Source organism: Acrocarpospora phusangensis, assembly GCF_016862995.1.
GTDB lineage: Bacteria > Actinomycetota > Actinomycetes > Streptosporangiales > Streptosporangiaceae > Acrocarpospora > Acrocarpospora phusangensis.
In genome coordinates this window covers 32,848-51,957 of sequence record NZ_BOOA01000036.1, presented here as the reverse complement: position 1 = coordinate 51,957, position 19,110 = coordinate 32,848, and the positions used below count along the sequence as shown (strand labels likewise).

Sequence of the window (19,110 nt, the reverse complement as noted above, 5' to 3'; positions counted from 1 at the left end):
CCCACCCATTGATCGAAAACCGATGGCGGGTGGGAGGTGGTTTCGGCCACGATTTGAGGGGGATTCCTCCGGACCCGGAATGGATGTGATGGTGGTGGACGAGCGGCGCCTGGTGCGTGTCTCGAAGTACCTTTCCAAGCATCTCCGTCATCAGCCCGAGCGGATCGGTATCGCGTTGGACCCGAATGGCTGGGTGCCGGTGTCGGACCTGCTGGCGGCGGCGCGGGCGCATGGGTTCCCCATCTCGTTGGCGGAGCTGGCCGATGTGGTCGCCGGCAACGACAAGCAGCGGTTCGTGATCGAGGGTGACCGCATCCGTGCCAGCCAGGGTCATTCGATCGACGTGGACCTGGACCTGCCCGAGGTCGAACCGCCGCCCTCGCTGTTCCACGGCACGGTCGCGGCGAGCCTGCCCGGCATCAGGGCGGACGGTCTGCTGCGCATGAGACGCCAGCACGTCCACCTGTCCCCGGACCAGGAGACCGCCACCCGGGTCGGCGCGCGACGCGGCCGCCCGATCATCCTCACCATCGACTCAGGGGCCATGCACGCGGGCGGCCACGCCTTCTTCCGCAGCGCCAACGGCGTCTGGCTCACCGATCACGTCCCTCCGTCGTTCATCCGCTTCCCCGCATGAGCCGGACCGGTCGGGTCCTCGTCGAGGAGACGCCGCGTTCACATACAGGACGGACGTAACGCAGATAGGCCAGGCGGGGGGTTCTAGCCGTCTACCCAGGTGTCGCCACTCGCCGCACCGGCCCCAAGATCAGCTTTCGGCGGTCGCATGCCACAGGTTGCTGCGATCTCCTCGGGAAGCGGGTACGGGCGTTCCGCCGGCAGAGCGGACTCCGCGGCCTTGCAGGAGCCGGGGTCGCGGAGGAGTGCGTGGATTCGATGAGCGAGGTCGGTCACGTCCTCGATGCCGACGATCCATTCGTCCACGTATCGGTGAACCGCCTCGCGGGAGAGGCCCATCTGGAGCGACCGGTGGGGCAGCCGCTGCATGGTCAGCGATCGCTCCGGGTCCCATTGCACGCGGACCGGCCGGTGCCGGGTGGCGGCCCATTCATTTCGGTCGGCGTGGACGGCCGAGTCGAAATGGCTGAGCCCGGAATGGGCCAGCGCCCATTCGAATCCGGCACGTGTGATCTGGATGGCGAGCACGCACTCCTGGTCGGCTTTGGCCGCCCAGCCGGAGCGGTACATCATCCACAGGAACGACGGTTTGATCCAGGTCATCCGCTCCCGGTTGTAGGACGGAGCGAACCGGCCGTGGGCAGCGGCGTACTCACCGATCTGGCGGTTGTACGCCTGGTAGACGGTTATCGTCCGTTCGTCGTAGCGGGCCCGGATCTGCCGTGGCGGGATCATGCCGGCCAGTCTTCACGCGTGATCGACCGGACCACAAACGGTTATCCGCCGGACGAGGGCGCTACCGTACGCCCCTGGGGCGGAACTGGATGCTGATGCGGGCGCCCATGACCCGGGTGGTTTTGGGGATGCAGTGTTCCCAGGTGCGCTGGCAGCTGCCGCCCATCACCAGGAGGTCGCCGTGGCCGAGTTCGCGGCGGAGGGTGGGGCCGCCTCCGCCGCGTGGGCGGAGGAGCAGGTTGCGCGGGGTCCCGACCGAGATGATCGCGACCATGGTGTCCTCGGTTCTGCCGCGGCCGATGCGGTCGCCGTGCCAGGCGACGCTGTCGCGGCCGTCGCGGTAGAGGCAGAGGCCGGCGGTGCGGAAGGGTTCGCCCAGTTCTTCGGCGTAGTGGGCGTTGAGGAGGTCCTTGGCCTCCTGGAGCGCCGGGTCGGGGAGGGTCTCGCCCTCGTTGTAGAAGCTGAGCAGGCGTGGGACGTCGACCATGGTGTCGTACATGCGGCGTCGTTCGGCGTGCCACGGGACGGTGGCGGCGAGGCGGCGGAACAGGGTGTCGGCGCCGGAGATCCAGGCCGGGCGCAGGTCGATCCAGGCGCCGTGGGCCAGGGTGGTTCTGCGGACGGTGGTGCCGAGCGGGCCTGGGCCGACTTCGTCTCCCCAGTCGAGCAGTGAGCCTTGGAACAGTGTCTCCATCTCTCGACTGTACAAACAGATGTTCGACTGTGTCATATCGGAACCTCCGGAGGGTGGGCGGTGTAGAACAGCCGGAGGTGCGAAGATGAGACGAATTTTCGCGATTATCGGGTCTCTGGTGGTCGTGGTCGCGATGGCGGCCCCCGCGTACGCGGGAAACTGGGCGGTCACCGAGCTGGACCCGCTGCCCGATCGGATCGACGCCGATCAGGCTTACACGGTCGGCTACTGGACGCTCCAGCACGGCACCCACCCGTTCGAGGGTCCGGAGACGCGGCTGGGGGAGACCGGTCTGCGCCTGACCGACGAGAAGGGCGCCGTCCTGGAGTTCATCGGCTCCCGCCTCCCCGAACCCGCCCACTACGCGGTCGCCGTCAAGATCCCCAAGGGCACCTGGCGGGTCCAGGGCATCCAGGGCGTCTTCGCCGAGTACGAGATCGGGACGCTCACCGTGCCCGGCACCCTGGTCCCCGCGCCGCCGCAGTTCGTCGCGGAAGGCTCCTTCGAGGTGACGGACTACTGGGGCGAGATCAAGCCCCCGGGCTTCCCGTGGAAGGGCACGGTCAGCGGCAAGGCGACGATGCCGGCCGCCCAGCCGGAAGCACCAGCGGCACCGGTGGCCGCCGCCACGCAGGCAGCCGCGCAGCCGAAGCCGGCGGAGGCTCCGGCTTCGATCCCCGCCTACCTGCTGGCGGTGGTCGCCGTGGCCGCCGTCGCCGGCACCCTCCTGGTCCAGCGGCTCCGCCGCCCGCGCGTCCGCCCGGCAGGAGAGCCGGAGTCCGGCACAGAACCCGACTCCGGCAAGCAAGCCGCCACCGACTCCGCCGCCGGAGACGTCCTGGTCATCGGCGGAACGAAGAACCGCTGACCATCAGGCGTCCTCGAAGGGGAGGAAGACCCGGAAGCGGGTGTCGCCGGGAGTTGATTCGACGCGGATGTCCCCGTGGTGCTTCTTGACGACGATCCGGTAGGAGATGTCCAGCCCCAAGCCGGTGCCCTCACCCACCGGCTTGGTGGTGAAGAACGGCTCGAAGATCCTGGGCCGGATCTCCGGCGGAATGCCGGAACCGGTGTCGGCGATCTCGACGATGAGGCACCTGCTGTCGCGGCTGGTGCTGATCGTCAGGGTCCCGTTCCCTTCCATGGCGCTCAGCGCGTTGTCGATCATGTTGGTCCAGACCTGGTTGAGCTCCGCCGCGTACGCGGGCACGGGCGGCAGCTCGCGGTCGTACTCCTTCACCACGCGCACGCCCGCCGGGATCTTGGCCTGGAGCATGGTGAGCGTGGCGTTGAGCAGGTCGTGCACGTCGACGGTCTGGTGCGGGGCGCGGTCCAGCTGGGAGTACTGCTTGGCGGCGGAGACCAGCCCGGAGATGCGGGTGACCGCGTCGTCGATCTCGCACATCAGCAGTTCGGTGTCGATCGTGTACGTGAGCCAGCGCACCGCCGCTTCCAGGTTCTCCGGCCCTATGGTGGCCGAGACCTGCTCCAGCCACTCGGCGTCCACGCCGCCCGCGACCAGCGTCGGCGCGATGTCCCATCCGGCGGTCACGTCGTGGTCGTCCAGCCAGTCGGCGACGGCGTCCTCCGCGTCGCTGGTCGCCAGGGCGGACAGCTGCGGCGCGTTGGCGGAGCGTTTGACCGCGGCTTCCTGGAGTTCGACGAGTTCGTGCAGGCGGTGCCCGTCCAGCCGGCCGTCGGCGATCATAGCGAGCTTGTGGCGCATCCCGGTCACCCGTTCGCGCAGGACGGCCGTCGCCCGCACCGCCGCCGCGGCCGGGTTGTTCAGCTCGTGGGTGAGCCCGGCCGACAGCGACCCGAGCGCGATCAGCCGCTCCCGCTCGCCGACGATCGTCTGGCTGGCCCGCATGCCGAAGAACAGCCCCTCCAGCAGGTGCATGGCCATCGGGAACCAGGCCCGGGTCCAGCGGGCGAACATGTCGGCGGGCACCTCGAACACCGTGACGTCGCTGATCGCGTGCATGGTGTTCATGTAGATCTGCTCGACCTGGTCGCCGAGGTAGGTCTGGGTGGCTCCGCCGTACACGCCGCGTTGTTCGGTTCTGGCGACCTCCACCTCGTCGCCGTGGCTGAGGCGGCTGAGGGTGATCACGCCGTTGAGCAGCACGACGAAGCAGGTGGCCGGTTCGCCCTCCCGGTAGACGGCGCTGCCCGCCTGGTAGTGCTGGACCCGGCCGTGCTCGGCCAGGACGGCCAGTTGTTCCTCGTTGAGGGATTCGAAGAGAAAGAGGGTGCGGAGCTCCTCGGGGGTGAGCAACTCGCTCATTGGGCCTCCAGATAGCGGTGGATCAGCGACACGGCCATCGCCCCCTCGCCCACGGCGGAGGCGACCCGTTTGACGGAATCCGCCCGGACGTCCCCGGCCGCGAACACGCCCGGCATGCTGCTTTCCAGGTGGTACGGATCGCGCGGCAGCGTCCACCCGGGCGGGCGCCGCCCCTCGTTCAGGAGATCAGGTCCGGTGAGCACGAACCCGAGCCGGTCGCGCATGACGGCGTCGTCCAGCCAGGCCGTCCGCGGTTCCGCCCCGATGAAGACGAACAGCCACGAGGTCTCCACCACCCGGACCTCGCCGGAGCGGGGGTCCCGCAGCGTCAGGCACTCCAGATGCCCGTCCCCGCCCGCCGAGACCACCTCGGTGTACGGCGAGACGATGATGTTGTCCACGCTCTCGATCTGCTGGATCAGGTACGAGGACATCGACTGCCGAAGGTCGGCGCCCCTGATCAGGATGTGCACGCGGGAGGCGTACCGGGCGAAGTGCACCGCGGCCTGGCCGGCCGAGTTGGCGCCGCCGACGATGTAGACGTCCTGGTCGGAGCAGCTGGGGGCCTCGGTGGAGGCGGAGCCGTAGAAGACGCCCCGGCCGGTCAGCTCGTTCAGGCCGGGGGCGTTGAGCATGCGGTAGGAGACGCCGGTGGCCAGCACGACCGCGTGGGCGGCGATCGTGGTGCCGTCGCCGAAGCGCAGCAGCCGGGTGGTGCCGCCGGACTCCAGGCCGACCGCCTCCCGGGTGGTCAGCAGTTCGGCCCCGAACCGCAGCGCCTGCCGCCGCGCCCGGTCGGTCAGCTGCGCGCCGGAGACGCCGTCGGGGAAGCCCAGGTAGTTCTCGATCCTGCTGCTCTGCCCCGCCTGCCCGCCGGTGGCGCGCTGCTCGACCAGCACGGTCTTCAGGCCCTCGGACGCGCCGTACACGGCCGCGCCCAGTCCCGCGGGGCCGGCGCCGACCACGACCAGGTCGTAGAAGTCCAGCTGCGGGGTGGTGGTGAGCCCGACGTGCACGGCCAGCTCGGCCTCGCTGGGGGCGGTCAGCGACTTGCCGTCCGAGGTCAGCACCAGCGGCACGTCCTCGGCGGTGAGCCCGGCCGCGGACAGCAGCCGCAATCCCTCCGGCTCGTCGGCCAGCAGCCACCGGTACGGCACCAGGTTGCGCGCCAGGAAGTCCCGCACCTTGAACGACGGCGCCGACCAGCGGTGCCCGACCACCCGGACCTCCGAGGTCGGCCGTTCGGGTTCGGCCCGCCAGGCGTCCAGCAGCGAGTCCACGATCGGGTAGAGCTTCTCGTCCGGTGGGTTCCACGGCTTGAGCAGGTAGTGGTCGACGTCCACCACGTTGATCGCGTCGATGGCGGCGTCGGTGTCCGCGTACGCGGTGAGCAGTACGCGCCTGGCCAGCGGGAACAGGTCCATCGCCGATTCCAGGAACTGGATGCCGTTCATGTGGGGCATGCGGTAGTCGGCCAGCAGGAGCGCCACCTGCTCGCCGCGGAGCTTGATCTCGCGGAGCGCCTCCAGGGCGCCGTCGCCCGAGTCGGCCCGGACGATGCGGTATCGGTCGCCGTAACGGCGGCGCAGATCGCGGGATACCGCTCGGGACACCGCCGGATCGTCGTCCACCGTCAGGATCGCGGGGTTCGCCATGCGATCCATACAACCACGCGATCCCTAGGTGCTGGGAAGTGGACCTTCAAGGGACATGAGCCGCTCCAGCGAATCCCGGGTGCTCCGGCAGGCGTCCGCCGCGCCGGGCTTGTCCACTTCAATGCGGAAGGCCAGCTCTGTCAGCGTGTGCACCAGCGTTTCGAGGTCGGACCGTACGGCTTCGGCCCCGCCGGGGGGCAGGGCCGTGAGAAGCCTGCTGATGTTGGACTCCAGGGACTCTGCGCGCCCGGCCTCGTCGGTGGTCAACACGATCCTCCTCGAACGTGAACTCCCGCGAGGGTAGGCGGGGATCGGCCCCCAGACCCCATCAAGCGATGGAATCCGGGGCCTCTTGGGCGGCCTCGACGAGCCCCGGGGGGTCGGCGACGACGATGTGCCGGTAGCCGGTGACCAGGATTCCGCGCTGGCGCAGCTCGCTCAGGGCCCGGTGCACGCTCGGCTCGGCGGCGCCCACCAGCGCGGCCAGTTCGACCTGGCTGAGCGGCACCTCGATCCGGATCCCGGCCTCGGTCCTGCGCCCGTGCGAGACGGCGAGCCGGTCCAGCACCCGGGCCAGCCGGACCAGCACGGACGCGCCGCCCACGTCGATCCGGTGCCGGGTGGCCAGCCGGAGCTTGCGGTTGACGTAACGCTGCACGGCCTGGGCGGTCGAGGGGTGGCCGTCCAGGAAGGATCGGAACGTTTCACTCCCGAACATGCGGGTCTCGGTCTTGGTGGCGGCGGTGACGGTGGCCGAGCGCGGCTCGCCGTCCAGGGCGGCCAGTTCGCCGATGAGGTCGCCGGTGGTCCGGATGGACAGCAGCACCTGGCGGCCGTCGTAGGTGTTGCCGAAGATTTTGACGAAGCCGCTGACCAGCAGATAGACCTCGTCTCTGCGGTCGCCTTCGCTGACCAGGGTCTCCCCGGCCGGAAAGCCCCGCCGGACTCCCTTGGCCAGCAGAGCGTGCTGCTCGGCGCCCCCGAGCATGCCCATCAGGCTGGTGGCAGGCCACCGATCGTGCTCAGATAAGTGGCTCATAACGGTCGAATCGAACCACACGTGCATCGCCCGGCGCACGCGCTGTTATGCGACTGCTACCGGGAACGTTCCCATAATTCGTTCTGCTCGGCGTTTGTCCTGGTCGTCGCCCTGGGCATCGAACCGACCATGGGGGAACTTCGTACCGTTGGAACGAACAGAATCATCCGTTTTCCGGAGGACAGCCTGCCCGGCGTCATCCGTTATCTGGTCCTTGAGGACCTGCCCGCCGAGCAGCTCCAGGGGGAGTTCCAGCCGGTGGGCCTGGTGGAGATCCCGGGCAACGTCGAGATCACGTACGTGGCCGGCGGCCCGGAACGGCTGGCGGAACTGCCGGAGGTCGACGGCCTGGACCTCGACAACGTACGCGACGAGGACCTGGCGGTCGTGGCCCGCATGGAAGGCCTGCGGGACCTCAGCCTGAGCGGCGACTTCACCGACGAGGGGCTGGCGGAACTGCGCGGACTGCGCATGCTGGAGACGCTCTGCCTGCGCTCCGACCGGATGACCGGCGACGTGGCCCTGCCCGACTCCCCGCTGCTGACCGTACGGCTGCGCGGGCAGGCCCTCACCGACCGGGTGTTCATCCGGCTGGCCGAACTGCCGCTCGCGGTGCTGGCCGTGACCGGGGACAACATCACCGGTTCCGGCCTGGGCGCGCTGGTGACGCCGCCCGATCTGAGCTATCTGCGGCTCGGCGGGCTGCGGCTGGATCCGGGGCAGTTGCGGCGGCTGGGCCGTACCCGGAGCTTGCGGGTGTTGTCGCTGGCGGGGGCCGTGGACGCGGAGGCGGTGCTGAGCCTGGCGCCGCCGCTGCGCGAGGTCGACCTGGACCGGGTGCCGCGGGCCGCGTGCGCCCGTCTGCTGTTCGCCGGGCTCGCCGTCAACAGTTTGCAGGCCGCCCCCGAGTACGCCGACGCGTACGCCCGGATGCTGGCCGATCATGACAGCGGCCCGGTCGTGGCGGAGCGGCGGCGGCGGATCAGCCGGCCGCAGCAACTGCACGAGCTGCTGCGCGGCCCCGTCCCGGTGCTGCTCGACTTCTCCGCGGCCGACTCGCTGGCCTGCGAGCGCCTCGGGCCGGTGCTGGACCGCATCCTCGCCGAGTACCCGGACGAACTGGCCGGGGCGGCCATCGACGTGGAGGAGTCGCCGACCGCGGCGGAGTACTTCGGGGTCGAGTCGGTGCCGTCCGTGCTGCTGCTGCACGGCGGGCGGGAGCTGAAGCGGGTGACCGGGTCGCGCTCCCCGGCCGACGTCATCAGGGAGGTGATGTCCGTCCTGCACGCGGAATCCGTCGGCGTATGACTTGCCCGCCCGGGAAACAGAATGGAATTCTGTTGGCATGCGAACCACCGTGCGCGGGATCGAGCTGGAATACGAGGTCTTCGGGACGGGCCGGCCACTGCTGCTGATCATGGGTCTGGGCATGCAGATGGTGGCCTGGGATGAGGAGTTCATCGACCTGCTGGTGGCGGCGGGCCACCAGGTCGTGCGATTCGACAACCGGGACATCGGGCTGTCCACGCACCTGGACGGGCCGGCCGACCTGATGGCGGCGATGGCCGGGGATCCGTCGGCCGTGCGGTACACGCTGGAGGACATGGCCGTGGACACGGCCGGGCTGATGGACACCCTGGGGTGGGAGAGCGCGCACGTGGCCGGCGTCTCGATGGGCGGGATGATCGCCCAGACGCTGGCCATCGCCGCGCCGGAGCGCGTGCGCAGCCTCACCTCGATCATGTCCACGCCCGGCCTGGCGCTCGCGCCCGCCACCGAGGCGGCCATGGGCGCGCTGATGAGCGCGCCCGCCAGGAACCGGGAGGAGGCGATCGAGCGCGCCTTCGAGGTGTTCCGGGTGATCGGGTCGCCCGGTTACCCGAGCGAGCCCGACCGGATCGCGCGCGTCGCGGGGCTCAGCTACGACCGCTGCTACGACCCGGCGGGCTCGGCCCGGCAGCTCATCGCGATCGTGGCCGCGCCCGACCGTACCGAACGGCTGCGCGAGCTGAGCGTGCCCACGCTCGTGATGCACGGCGACGACGATCCGCTGATCACGCCGCCGGGTGGCGTCGCCACCGCCGACGCCGTGCCCGGCGCCAAGCTGCTCACCTTCCCCGGCATGGGTCACGACCTGCCCCGCCCGCTCTGGCCGGAGTTCGTGGCCGCGATCACGGAGCTGACCGGTCGGGCCGGCTAGATGTCGAGCTTGTCCTCGATGGCCTTCAGGTTGTGCCGGGCCATGGCCAGATTGGCCCTGGCCCGGTCGAGGGCCAGATAGAGGAACAGGCCTTTTCCGCCGCGCCCGGTGATCGGGCGGATGATGTGGTACTGGCTGCTCAGCGAGATGAGGATGTCCTCGATGGCGTCCTTGAGGCCGAGCGAGTCCATGGTCCGCAGCTTGGACTTGACCACCTCGGTGTTCCCGGCCGCCGCGACCTGGAGGTCCAGTTCCTTGGAGCCGCCGAGGGTGCCGAGCGCCATCCCGCTGTTGTAGTCGACCACGGCCGCGCCGACGGCGCCGTCGATGGCCATCATTTCCTTGAGTGAGATGTCCATGTTTGCCATGGTTTACTCCCTTGTGTCGGTTGGTGTCTATTCGTGTTCGACGATGGCGGCGATCTTCGCCGCCGTCTTCCTGCCCTCGATCCGCAGCAGCCCGAGGTTGGCCCCCTGGGCCGCCAGCACGGTGAGGACGAGCTTGGGGCCCGCGGCGTAGCAGGCCGTGTAGCCGCGGGAGCCGGAGATCAGCGTCTCCACCAGGTCCCCGGTCTGGGTCAGGTCGGTCATCCGGCGGCTCATGGACAGCACCGCCGAGGTCAGCGCCGCCGTCTGGTCGACGGGCCCGGAGATGTCGGCAGACACGAGCATGCCGTCGACCGTGCAGGTCAGCACCCCCGTGATCTCCGAGGTACGGCCCCGCAGCAGCCGCATCTCCTCGTGTATTTCGCGGCGCAGATCCATGGAGAAGCCCTTTCCGGCCCGCTTGAGCCACGGGCGCGCGATCACTGGAGGGCCTCCAGCGCGTCACGCAGCCTGATGAGCAGATTCACGTCCGTCGGGTCTCCCGTGGTCTGCGGCGTGATCGGGCGCGGCTGCTGCGGGCCCATCCCCGGACGCAGCCCAGACCGTTCGGCGCGGCGCGGCAGCGAGGCCGCCGGTTCCGGCTCCGGCGCCTCCTTCTGCGGCGGCTTCTGCACCGGTCTGGGCAGCGGCTCCGGTTCCGGCCGGATGAGGAGATCCGCGGCGGCCAGTTCGCGGACGGCCACCAGCGTCGCGTACGCGGACAGGCCGATCCGCTTGGCCAGCTCGGCGGGCGTGCTCTCGTCGTCGGCGGCCAGCAGGACCTCCCACTGGGTCGCCGACAGCACCACGTGTTTGGAGCCGATTCGCCGGACCGGACGCACCGGCTTGGCGTCCAGCTCGGCCGACGGCCAGGCTCGGTCCAATCTGGCCCTCCTCCGGCGGCACTCCAGCAGCAGCGCCGGCACGTCGAAGTACCAGTGCGTGCCCAGCCAGTGCCGGTCTCCGTCCCTGAATCTGAGCTTCGGACCGGCCAGCCCGAACAGGAAGAACGACGCGTCCAAGGTCGCCCCGAGCACGCACAGCTGCAGCTCGCCCTTGGTCAGCACGCCACGCCTGACCAGGATGTCGCCGCCGTCCCCCACCGCCGACTGCCGGGTGGTCCTGACCCCGTTGGCGCTGATCCGCCCCGACGCGGTAAGCAGTTCCTCCACGCTGGGCGTGCCCTGGCACTCGACGTGGCAGACGCGCCCCTGGTGCAGGTAGACCGTGCCGGCCCGGCCCGCGCGGAGGGCGCCGGTCGCGCCGTCGCCGGCCAGGCTGGTCAGGGTCGCCTCGATGCTCTCGCCCATGTCTCACGAGGCGATCAGCTGGCGCGAGATGCTCTGCAGGCGGTGGCGGGCCAGCCCCAGATTGGCCCGGGCCAGGTCGAGCCGCACGCAGATGAGCAGCGGTCCGTCGAAGGGTGTCTCCATCGTCTTGATCAGCTGATAGCTCTGGTCGGTCGTGATGATCATGTCGTCGATCCGGACCGTTCCACTGGGGGAGGACAGGGCCAGCCCCACCTGGGTGGCGCGGAAGGCCTCGCTCAGCCCGCTCGCGGACCGCTCCGGGTCGGGCTGACCCCGGGTGGCGACGGCGGTTCCGCTCGCGTGGTCCACGAGGATGGCGCCCAGCGCCCCGGGGATGGACATCGCCTCGAAGAGACAGTCCTCGATACCGATCACCCGTGCCTCCTCGCCCTGCCCGAACAACCCGGCCAAGATTAGAGAAAACCCGGAATATCAACTAGGCGGATCCATGTGTGCACAGAGACTGGACGGAAGGATTAATCATCACGAGTAAGGATTGCTCTCCCAGATAGAAGGAAACGCATATTCAGCGGCTTTTCATGAGGATTGCTCACTTCAATCCGGGCGGCTGCGAGAATAGGACTATGCATCGGATACTGGTCAGCGCATGCCTGCTCGGCAGCCGCGTACGCTACGACGGCAGGGCCAAGACCAGCGAAGACGCCCTGCTCGCCCGCTGGCGTACGGAGGGCAGGCTCGTCTCGTTCTGCCCGGAGGTGTCCGGCGGCCTCCCGGTCCCCCGCCCACCGGCCGAAATCGAACCCGGCGCGACCGGGGCCGCCGTCCTGGACGGCACGGCCAGAGTCCTGCGCGCCGACGGCGGCGACGTGACCCCCGAGTACCTCGCCGGTGCCCGCGCGGCCCTCGCCACCGCCCGCTGCCACGGCATCCGGCTCGCCATCCTCAAGGAGGGCAGCCCTTCCTGCGGCCCTCTGAAGATCAGCGACGGCACCTTCGGCGGCCGGTCCGCTCCCGGCCAGGGCGTCACCGCCGCGCTGCTGACCGCCGACGGCATCCGCGTTTTCAGCGAGAACGAGATCGCCGCCGCGGCGACCTGTCTGGCCGCTCTGGAAGACGGGGCCTAATACAGCGTTTCTTCAAGATTTGTAATAATGGCTTTTTCGTCCGGTTTGTGGACTAGGACGTTATTCACGTACGACTTCACCGCCGCTTCCAGGCCGACGTCCTTGCCGGCCGCCTCGGACATGAACCAGCGGTGGTCCAGGACCTCGTGGAAGAGCTGGGCCTGTTCGAGCTTGCGGCGGAGCGGGGCCGGGATGGCGCTGACGACCGGCTGGAAGACCTCGGCGAGCCAGCGGTGGGCGACGATGGCCTCGTCCTCGTGGCGCAGGCCGTTGGCGGCGCGGAAGGAGTCGAGGTCGTTGAGGAGGCGGCGGGCCTGGTTCTCCTCGGCGTCCAGGCCGGTGAGGCGGAGCAGGCGGCGCTGGTGGTGGCCGGCGTCGACGACCTTGGGGCGGACGATCAGGCGGCCGGTGCCGGCCTTGCGGCGGACCATCATCTCGGCGACGTCGAAGCCGAGCGAGTTGAGGCGGCGGATGCGCTGGTCGACGATGTGCCAGTCGACCTCCTCGATGATCTCGTCGGAGTTGAGCTCGTCCCAGAGGCGGTGGTAGCGCTCCACGATCTGCTCGGCGAACAGCAGCGGGTCTATGGACGGGTGCAGCAGGCCGCCGGCCTCCAGGTCGAGGAGCTCGCCGTAGATGTTGACGTGGGCCACGTCGATGTCGTGGTGGCGCTGGCCCTCGCTGATCATCGGGTGGAGCTCGCCGGTCTCCGCGTCCACCAGGTAGGCGGCGAAGGCGCCCGCGTCGCGGCGGAACAGGGTGTTGGACAGCGAGCAGTCGCCCCAGTAGAAGCCGGTCAGGTGGAGCCGTACGAGCAGGACGGCGAGGGCGTCGAGCAGGCGGGTCAGGGTCTCGGGGCGCAGGGTGCCGGAGAGCACGGCCCGGTAGGGGAGCGAGAACTGGAGGTGGCGGGTGATCAGCGCGGAGTCGAGTTCCTCGCCGTCGGCGCCGGTGCGGCCGGTGACGACGGCGACGGGTTCCACGGCGGGGGCGTCCAGCCGGGCCAGGTCCCAGAGCAGCTTGTACTCGCGCTTGGCGTAGCGCTCGCTGATCTCCTTTATGGCGTAGACGCGGCCGCCCAGCCGGGCGAAGCGCACGACGTGGCGGGAGATGCCCCGGGGGAGCGTCACCAGATGGTGGTCGGGCCAGTCTTCCAGGGGGATGTCCCAGGGGAGCCGGATCAGGTCGGGGTCGCTGGGGGCGCCGGTCATCTGAAGAGGCACCGAATTGCTCCTATTTAGGGGGCCAACGTGAACAGTGTGACGGATGTCCTGGTGACTGGGGAAATGTAGGGTCTCGGCATGACGCTGCTGGATGAGTTCGTCGACTGGTACCTCGATCAGCATCCGGTCCGCGCCGACCTGCTCGGCGCCGACGGGTACGACCGGACGCTCGGGGACTTCACGGAGTCCGGATTCGCCCGCCGGGAGCGCGCGGCCGAGCTCTGGCTGGAGCGGCTGTCCGCCGAGAACCCCGCCGACCTTGAGGACCGCATCGACCACGGGCTCGCGCTGTCGTTCCTGCGCGGGGCGGTCGCGAGCGCGACCTGGCCGGACTGGCGGCGCGACCCCGCGCCCTACCTGGGCACGATCTTCGGGTCCCTGTTCACCCCGTTCCAGCAGCGGCTGCGGCCCGAGCCCGAACTGGTCGAGGGAGCGCTGGCCCGGCTGGCCGAGGTGCCGGGCGTGCTCGCCGCCTGCCGGGCCAACCTCGCCCCCGACCTGGCCGCCGCCCTGCTCGTCACCCGCGGCCTCGACCAGGCCCGTACGGCCCGGCGTCTCCTCACCGAGACCATCCCCGGCGAGGTCGCCGACCCCGCCCTCCGGGCCCGCCTGGCCGCGGCGGCGGAACCGGCCGCGGACGCCTTCGACGAGCTGGCGGACTTCCTGGCCGGCTTCAAGGCGGCCGGCACCTGGCGGATGGGCGAGCAGCTCTACTCCACCCTGCTGCGCGAGCGCGAGATGCTCGGGTACGGCGCCGCCGACCTGCACGAGAAGGGCAAGGCCGAATGGGCCGCCCTGGACCGGCGGATGAGCGAGGTCGCCCAGCGGCTGGGCGCCTCCGGCTGGCGGGCCGCGATGGAGTCCCTGATGGACGACCACCCGCCCACCCTGGAGGCGATGCGGGCCGAGTACGAGGCCGAGACTCAGCGCGCCCGCGACTTCGTGCGGGACCGCGAGCTGGTCACCTTCCCCGACGGCGAGGAGTGCTTCGTGCTGCCCTCGCCGGAGTTCCAGCGCCCGGTCCTGGCCGTCGCCAGCTACCTGGCCCCGCCCCCGCTCACCCCGTCCAGGACCGGCGTGTTCTTCGTGCCGTACACCCCGGACGGCTTCACCGCCGAGCAGGTACGGCAGCGCCTGCGCACCAACTCCCGCGCCCAGCTGCCCTCGATCGCCGTGCACGAGACCTACCCGGGCCACCACTGGCACCTGGCCTGGATGGCGGGCAACCCCCGCCGGGTACGGAAGATCTTCCGCACGCCGTACTTCGCGGAGGGCTGGGCCCTGTACGTGGAGCGCATGATGCACGAGCAGGGCTACTTCACCACGCCGCAGACCGAGCTGGCGCACCTGGACTGCCGGATCTTCCGGGCCGCCCGCATCGTGGTGGACACCGCGCTGCACTGCGGCGAGATGACCGTGGCGGAGGCGGAGACGTTCATGGCGACCAAGGCGTCGCTGTCGCCGGGCACGGCCAAGGGCGAGGTCAGCCGCTACTGCGCGTGGCCCACGCAGGCGCCCTCGTACCTGACGGGCGCGATCGAGATCGAGGACATCCGCGCCGCGTTCGACGGCGACCTGCGGACGTTCCATGACGTGATCGCGGGGAGCGGCGGGCTGCCGCTGGGCCTGGCCAGGATGGCGGCGCTCGGGGATTAGTCCCGGCGGGGGAAGACCGGGGGGTGGAGGGCCCGGTCGACGACCTGGGCCAGCTGCTCCTCGGTGAGGACGTTGGGCTCGCCGAGGGTGTGGGAGCGGACGTAGAGCTCGCAGAGCCACTCCAGCAGGCGGGTGGCCTCGAACGCGTCGGCCAGGTTCGCGCCCACGCTCACCCCGCCGTGGTTGGCCATCAGCGCGGCCTTCCGCCCCTCCAGGGCGGTTCGCACGTTCTCCGCGAGTTCGGGCGTCCCGTAGGTCGCGTACGGCGCGACCCGGACGGTTCCGCCCAGAAGCAGGGCGTTGTAGTGGACCGGCGGCAGTTCGGTCCTGGTGCTGGCGACCACCGTGCTGAACATGGCGTGCGTGTGCACGATCGCGGTCGCCCCGGTGGCGGCATAGACCGCCAGATGCATGGGCGTCTCGGAGGACGGCTGGAGCTCCCCTTCGACCAGGTGGCCGTCCAGGGAGACGATCGGGCAGTCGCCGGGCCGCAGCGCGTCCAGGGCCACGCCGGACGGGGTGACCGCGACCAGGTCGCCGTCCCGGACGCTGAGGTTGCCCGAGGATCCGATGACGAGGCCGAGGTCGGCGGCGCGGCGGCCGTACGCGCACAGCTCCTGGCGCAGCTCCAGCATGACGGTCAATCTAGGGAATTGTCCGATATAACTCCAGCCGGTCTATACCAGTTACCGTTATGGTGTACACAAGACACCATGACGGCGGATAACCATCAGCCGGTCATCCCATGTTTGTAACCGGGCATAAGCTGGCAAAACGGCGAGAAGGAGTGCGTGGACCGCGCGGATTCATCCCAGTCGGGTCACGGGTTGGTCTAGACCGATCCCGAACTCTTGACGGGTTCGTGAGCTAGCCGTACGTTCCTCAAACGTTTAGGAAACTTTCCTAATTGATCCCCGCCAGGAGAGTTGCATGACCAACACGCCCCGCGAGATCACGCGTCGCCAGATGCTGCGCCGCGTCGGCCTCACCGCCCTCGTGGCCGGCCCCGCCGCCGGCTTTCTGAGCTCCTGCGCCACCTCCGGTGGCTCGGAGGCGGCCCCCACGGCCGCCGCGTCCACCGCCGCCGCCACGTCCGCCAGCAACCCGTTCGGGGTCAAGGCCGACGCTCCGCTTGAGGTCGTGATCTTCAAGGGTGGGTACAGCGACGAGTACGCCACCCAGTCGCACGAACCGCTGTACAAGAAGGCGTTCCCCGGCGCCACCATCAAGCACCAGGGCATCCAGACCATCGGTCAGACCCTGACCCCGCGCTTCGCCTCCGGCGACGTGCCCGACGTGGTGAACAACTCCGGCACCGACGCCCTGGACGGCGGCGCCCTGATCGGCGCCGGCCAGCTGCTCGACCTGACGCCCCTGTTCGAGGCGCCCTCGGTGGACGACCCCAGCAAGAAGGTCAAGGACATCATCGTCCCCGGCACCATCGAGTCCGGCCTGGGCGGCGACCCCGCCAAGCCGTACACGCTGAACTACGTCTACACCGCCTACGGCCTCTGGTACGACTCCGCCCTGTTCGAGAAGGAGGGCTGGACCCCGCCGAAGACCTTCGACGAGTTCAAGACCTTCGCCGAGGCCGCCAAGGCCAAGGACATCGTGCCCTTCGCGTACGCGGGCAAGAACGCCTCGTACTACGCGTACTGGATGATCCTCATCTCGGCCGCGAAGATCGGCGGCAACGAGATCCTGATCAACATCGACAACCTGGCCGACAACGCCTGGAACAACGACGCGATCAAGCAGTCCGCGGCGGCCTGGGCCGAGATCGGCAAGTTCATGGACAAGTCCTACGAGGGCCTGATCCACACCGAGGTGCAGACCCAGCAGAACCAGGGCAAGATCGCCCTGTACCCGTCGGGTTCGTGGCTGGAGGCCGAGCAGGCCAAGGACACCCCGGCCGAGTTCAAGTACGCGGTCGCCCCCACCCCCAGCGTGACCGCCGCCGACAAGATGCCGTACGAGGCGGTCCGCGCCGCCGCGGCCGAGGGCTTCGTCGTGCCGGCCAAGGGCAAGAACGCCCAGGGCGGCCTGGAGTACCTCCGCCAGATGCTCTCCAAGCAGGGCGCCAAGGACTTCACCGAGCGCACCAAGAGCCTCACCGTGGTCATCGGCGCCACCGAGGGCCTCACCCTCTCCCCGGGCCTGCAGAGCGTCGCCGACATGCAGACCGCGGCCGGCCAGAACGTGGTCACCTTCTCCACCTTCGAGGGCTGGTACAAGGAGCTGGAGACCGAGCTGCGCAAGCAGACCAACGCCCTGATGTTCGGCCGCATCTCGGCCGAGGAGTTCGCGACCAAGATGCAGGAGGCCGCGGACAAGACCAAGAACGACTCCTCGATCACCAAGCAGACCCGGAACGTGTGATCAGATGCGGCATGGCAAGCTGACGCCCGCGGCGCTCCGCAGGTACGGGTTCATCGTCTCGTTCCTGATCGCACCGCTGGCGCTCTACATCGTCTTCTTCGTCAGCCCGAACCTCCAGGCCATCCAGCTGGCGTTCACGAACTCGCGCGGAATCTCGCCGACGTTCGAGTACGTCGGGTTCGAGAACTTCATCCGGCTGTTCGATGACGAGGTGTTCTGGGCCGCGGTCCGGCACCACGGGGTCATCCTGCTTGCCATGCCGCTGCTCTCCCTGCTGATCGCCCTGTTCTTCTCCTTCCTCCTGAACCTGGGCGGCGGGCAGCGGAACGGGCGGCTCATCGGGGTCTGGGGCTCGGGCTTCTACAAGGTCGTCTTCTTCTTCCCGCAGGTGCTGGCGGTCGCCATCGTGGGCGTGCTGTTCCAGGCGATCCTGCGGCCGGACAAGGACGGCATCCTCAACAGCGCGCTCGGCCTGGTCGGCATCGACCCGGTCGGCTGGCTGATCAATCCCGACCTGGCGCTGTGGACCATCATCGGGGTGGCGGTCTGGCAGGCGGTCGGCTTCTACGTGGTGCTGTTCTCGGCCGGCATGGCCTCGGTGCCGAAGGAGATCTTCGAGGCCGCCGCGCTGGACGGCGCGGGCCGCTTCACCCTCTTCTTCCGGGTCACCATCCCGCTGATCTGGAACACCGTGCAGGTCGGCTGGGTCTACCTGGGCATCGCCGCGTTCGACTGCTTCGCCCTGGTCCAGGTGCTCTCGGTGGACCGCGGCGGGCCGGACAACGCCACCACGGTGCTGCCGCTGGAGATCTGGCGGCAGGCGTTCACGTACTACAAGTTCGGCTACTCGTCCGCGATGGGTGTCGCCCTGGTCTTCCTGGTGCTGACGTTCGCGGCGCTCACCCTCCGGGTCACCCGGCGCGAGAGGATCGAGTACTAGATCATGGCGACCGACACTCTCTCCCCGGCTGCCGAGACCGTCGTGACCCGGCCCAAGCCGCCGAGAGGCGGCGGGTCAGGCGTGTTCGGCGGCCTGTCGCACCTCGCGCTGTTCGTCTGGACGATCCTCACGGTCGCCCCGATCATCTACACGTTCCTCAGCTCGTTCAAGACCAACACCGAGCTGTTCGGCGGCCGGTCGCTGGCGCTGCCGGAGAACTTCCACTGGGACGCCTGGGCGCGCGCCTGGGAGAAGTCCAACATCGGCCAGTACATGCTCAACACGGTGCTGATCGTGGCGATCTCCACGTTCTTCACCATGCTGCTCGGCTCCATGGCCGCGTACGTGCTGGCCCGCTACCGCTTCCGCGGCAACCGCATCATCTACACGCTGTTCGTGGCGGGCCTGTCCGTCCCGCCCTTCCTGGCCCTCTCCTCGCTCTACAAGGTCGTCGACAACCTGGGCCTGCTCGGCACCCACACCGGTGTGGTCCTGGTCTACGTGGCCTTCTCGATGCCCTTCACGGTCTTCTTCCTGGCGGCCTTCTTCAAGTCGCTGCCCGACACGGTCGCCGAGGCCGCGATGATGGACGGCGCCTCGCACACCCGCACGTTCTTCCAGATCATGATGCCGATGGCCAGGCCCGGCCTGATCAGCATCACGATCTTCAACGTGATCGGCCAGTGGAACCAGTACCTGCTGCCCATCGTGCTGCTGCCCGGCGACAAGCAGGACAAGTGGCTGATCACCCAGGGCATCGCCAACATCTCCACCAGCGCCGGCTACGAGGCCGACTGGGCGGCGCTGTTCGCCGCGCTCAGCATGGCGATCATCCCCATCCTGATCGTCTACGTCATCTTCCAGCGCCAGATCCAGTCCGGCCTCACCGCCGGGGTGGGCAAGTAG

General features: G+C 69.4%; 21 protein-coding genes. 9 read left to right on the top strand and 12 right to left on the bottom strand.

What is annotated here, in order from left to right; all coding sequences use genetic code 11:
* The first annotated feature begins 79 nt into the window (after positions 1-79).
* Positions 80-637 carry an RNA 2'-phosphotransferase gene (locus Aph01nite_RS21990; RefSeq protein ID WP_307836791.1) on the top strand — a complete coding sequence of 186 codons (558 nt, stop codon included), beginning with the start codon at positions 80-82 and terminating at the stop codon, positions 635-637.
* Between the two features lie 83 nt (positions 638-720).
* Here the strand turns inward: Aph01nite_RS21990 and Aph01nite_RS21985 are convergent, their stop codons facing one another.
* Both Aph01nite_RS21985 and Aph01nite_RS21980 read right to left on the bottom strand, forming a co-directional pair.
* Complete coding sequence (locus tag Aph01nite_RS21985) at positions 721-1,371, bottom strand: DUF4291 domain-containing protein (protein ID WP_204042833.1); 651 nt, start codon at positions 1,369-1,371, stop codon at positions 721-723.
* 61 nt (positions 1,372-1,432) lie between these two features.
* On the bottom strand, positions 1,433-2,065 hold the full coding sequence (locus Aph01nite_RS21980) for an alpha-ketoglutarate-dependent dioxygenase AlkB (protein ID WP_204042832.1): 633 nt from the start codon (positions 2,063-2,065) through the stop codon (positions 1,433-1,435).
* 85 nt (positions 2,066-2,150) lie between these two features.
* Here Aph01nite_RS21980 and Aph01nite_RS21975 point away from each other — a divergent pair, with 85 nt between their 5' ends.
* Entirely contained in the window at positions 2,151-2,933 is a 783-nt protein-coding gene (locus tag Aph01nite_RS21975; RefSeq protein WP_204042831.1) for a hypothetical protein, read from the top strand.
* Positions 2,934-2,936: 3 nt separating this feature from the next.
* On the opposite strand, the gene Aph01nite_RS21970 is transcribed toward Aph01nite_RS21975, so the two are convergent.
* From Aph01nite_RS21970 to Aph01nite_RS21955, 4 genes are read right to left on the bottom strand one after another with little or no spacing between them, the layout of a single operon-like run.
* Entirely contained in the window at positions 2,937-4,352 is a 1,416-nt protein-coding gene (locus tag Aph01nite_RS21970) for an ATP-binding protein (protein ID WP_204042830.1), read from the bottom strand.
* Complete coding sequence (locus Aph01nite_RS21965; RefSeq protein ID WP_239161874.1) at positions 4,349-6,016, bottom strand: NAD(P)/FAD-dependent oxidoreductase; 1,668 nt, start codon at positions 6,014-6,016, stop codon at positions 4,349-4,351. The genes Aph01nite_RS21970 and Aph01nite_RS21965 overlap by 4 nt, the downstream gene beginning before the upstream one ends.
* Before the next feature lie 15 nt (positions 6,017-6,031).
* Complete coding sequence (locus Aph01nite_RS21960) at positions 6,032-6,277, bottom strand: hypothetical protein (RefSeq protein WP_204042829.1); 246 nt, start codon at positions 6,275-6,277, stop codon at positions 6,032-6,034.
* A gap of 58 nt (positions 6,278-6,335) precedes the next feature.
* Complete coding sequence (locus tag Aph01nite_RS21955) at positions 6,336-7,046, bottom strand: Crp/Fnr family transcriptional regulator (protein ID WP_204042828.1); 711 nt, start codon at positions 7,044-7,046, stop codon at positions 6,336-6,338.
* Positions 7,047-7,067: 21 nt separating this feature from the next.
* Between Aph01nite_RS21955 and Aph01nite_RS21950 the strand changes: the two genes are divergently transcribed.
* The gene (locus Aph01nite_RS21950) at positions 7,068-8,354 is read left to right on the top strand and encodes a thioredoxin family protein (RefSeq protein ID WP_204042827.1); all 1,287 of its coding nucleotides are present in this window, start codon (positions 7,068-7,070) and stop codon (positions 8,352-8,354) included.
* Positions 8,355-8,391: 37 nt separating this feature from the next.
* A complete protein-coding gene (locus Aph01nite_RS21945; protein WP_204042826.1) occupies positions 8,392-9,246 on the top strand; it encodes an alpha/beta fold hydrolase in 855 nt (284 codons plus the stop codon).
* Here the strand turns inward: Aph01nite_RS21945 and Aph01nite_RS21940 are convergent.
* Genes Aph01nite_RS21940 through Aph01nite_RS21925 form a run of 4 tightly spaced genes read right to left on the bottom strand, consistent with a single transcriptional unit; the run spans position 9,243 to position 11,296 of the window.
* Positions 9,243-9,614: a hypothetical protein gene (locus Aph01nite_RS21940; RefSeq protein WP_204042825.1), complete on the bottom strand. Its 372-nt coding sequence runs from the start codon at positions 9,612-9,614 to the stop codon at positions 9,243-9,245. The genes Aph01nite_RS21945 and Aph01nite_RS21940 overlap by 4 nt on opposite strands.
* Positions 9,615-9,641: 27 nt before the next feature.
* The gene (locus Aph01nite_RS21935; RefSeq protein ID WP_239161873.1) at positions 9,642-10,055 is read right to left on the bottom strand and encodes a roadblock/LC7 domain-containing protein; all 414 of its coding nucleotides are present in this window, start codon (positions 10,053-10,055) and stop codon (positions 9,642-9,644) included.
* Positions 10,052-10,921, bottom strand: coding sequence for a MarR family transcriptional regulator (locus tag Aph01nite_RS21930; RefSeq protein WP_204042824.1), 870 nt, complete (start codon positions 10,919-10,921; stop codon positions 10,052-10,054). The genes Aph01nite_RS21935 and Aph01nite_RS21930 overlap by 4 nt, the downstream gene beginning before the upstream one ends.
* A gap of 3 nt (positions 10,922-10,924) precedes the next feature.
* Positions 10,925-11,296 carry a roadblock/LC7 domain-containing protein gene (locus Aph01nite_RS21925; protein WP_204042823.1) on the bottom strand — a complete coding sequence of 124 codons (372 nt, stop codon included), beginning with the start codon at positions 11,294-11,296 and terminating at the stop codon, positions 10,925-10,927.
* A 209-nt stretch (positions 11,297-11,505) separates the two neighbouring features.
* On the opposite strand from Aph01nite_RS21925, the gene Aph01nite_RS21920 reads away from it, so the two are divergent.
* A complete protein-coding gene (locus Aph01nite_RS21920; protein ID WP_204042822.1) occupies positions 11,506-12,006 on the top strand; it encodes a 2-thiouracil desulfurase family protein in 501 nt (166 codons plus the stop codon).
* On the opposite strand, the gene Aph01nite_RS21915 is transcribed toward Aph01nite_RS21920, so the two are convergent.
* Entirely contained in the window at positions 12,003-13,229 is a 1,227-nt protein-coding gene (locus tag Aph01nite_RS21915; protein WP_204042821.1) for a DUF4032 domain-containing protein, read from the bottom strand. The two genes, Aph01nite_RS21920 and Aph01nite_RS21915, sit on opposite strands and share 4 nt — an antisense overlap.
* Positions 13,230-13,307: 78 nt before the next feature.
* On the opposite strand from Aph01nite_RS21915, the gene Aph01nite_RS21910 reads away from it, so the two are divergent.
* Positions 13,308-14,885, top strand: coding sequence for a DUF885 domain-containing protein (locus Aph01nite_RS21910; RefSeq protein ID WP_239161872.1), 1,578 nt, complete (start codon positions 13,308-13,310; stop codon positions 14,883-14,885).
* Here the strand turns inward: Aph01nite_RS21910 and Aph01nite_RS21905 are convergent.
* The gene (locus Aph01nite_RS21905; RefSeq protein ID WP_204042820.1) at positions 14,882-15,520 is read right to left on the bottom strand and encodes a class II aldolase/adducin family protein; all 639 of its coding nucleotides are present in this window, start codon (positions 15,518-15,520) and stop codon (positions 14,882-14,884) included. The genes Aph01nite_RS21910 and Aph01nite_RS21905 overlap by 4 nt on opposite strands.
* Positions 15,521-15,815: 295 nt before the next feature.
* Between Aph01nite_RS21905 and ngcE the strand changes: the two genes are divergently transcribed.
* The 3 genes from ngcE to Aph01nite_RS21890 are packed head-to-tail and all read left to right on the top strand — an operon-like array spanning position 15,816 to position 19,110.
* Entirely contained in the window at positions 15,816-17,264 is a 1,449-nt protein-coding gene (gene ngcE / locus Aph01nite_RS21900) for an N-acetylglucosamine/diacetylchitobiose ABC transporter substrate-binding protein (RefSeq protein WP_204042819.1), read from the top strand.
* A gap of 4 nt (positions 17,265-17,268) precedes the next feature.
* Positions 17,269-18,204: a carbohydrate ABC transporter permease gene (locus Aph01nite_RS21895; protein WP_204042818.1), complete on the top strand. Its 936-nt coding sequence runs from the start codon at positions 17,269-17,271 to the stop codon at positions 18,202-18,204.
* Between the two features lie 3 nt (positions 18,205-18,207).
* Complete coding sequence (locus tag Aph01nite_RS21890; RefSeq protein ID WP_204042817.1) at positions 18,208-19,110, top strand: carbohydrate ABC transporter permease; 903 nt, start codon at positions 18,208-18,210, stop codon at positions 19,108-19,110.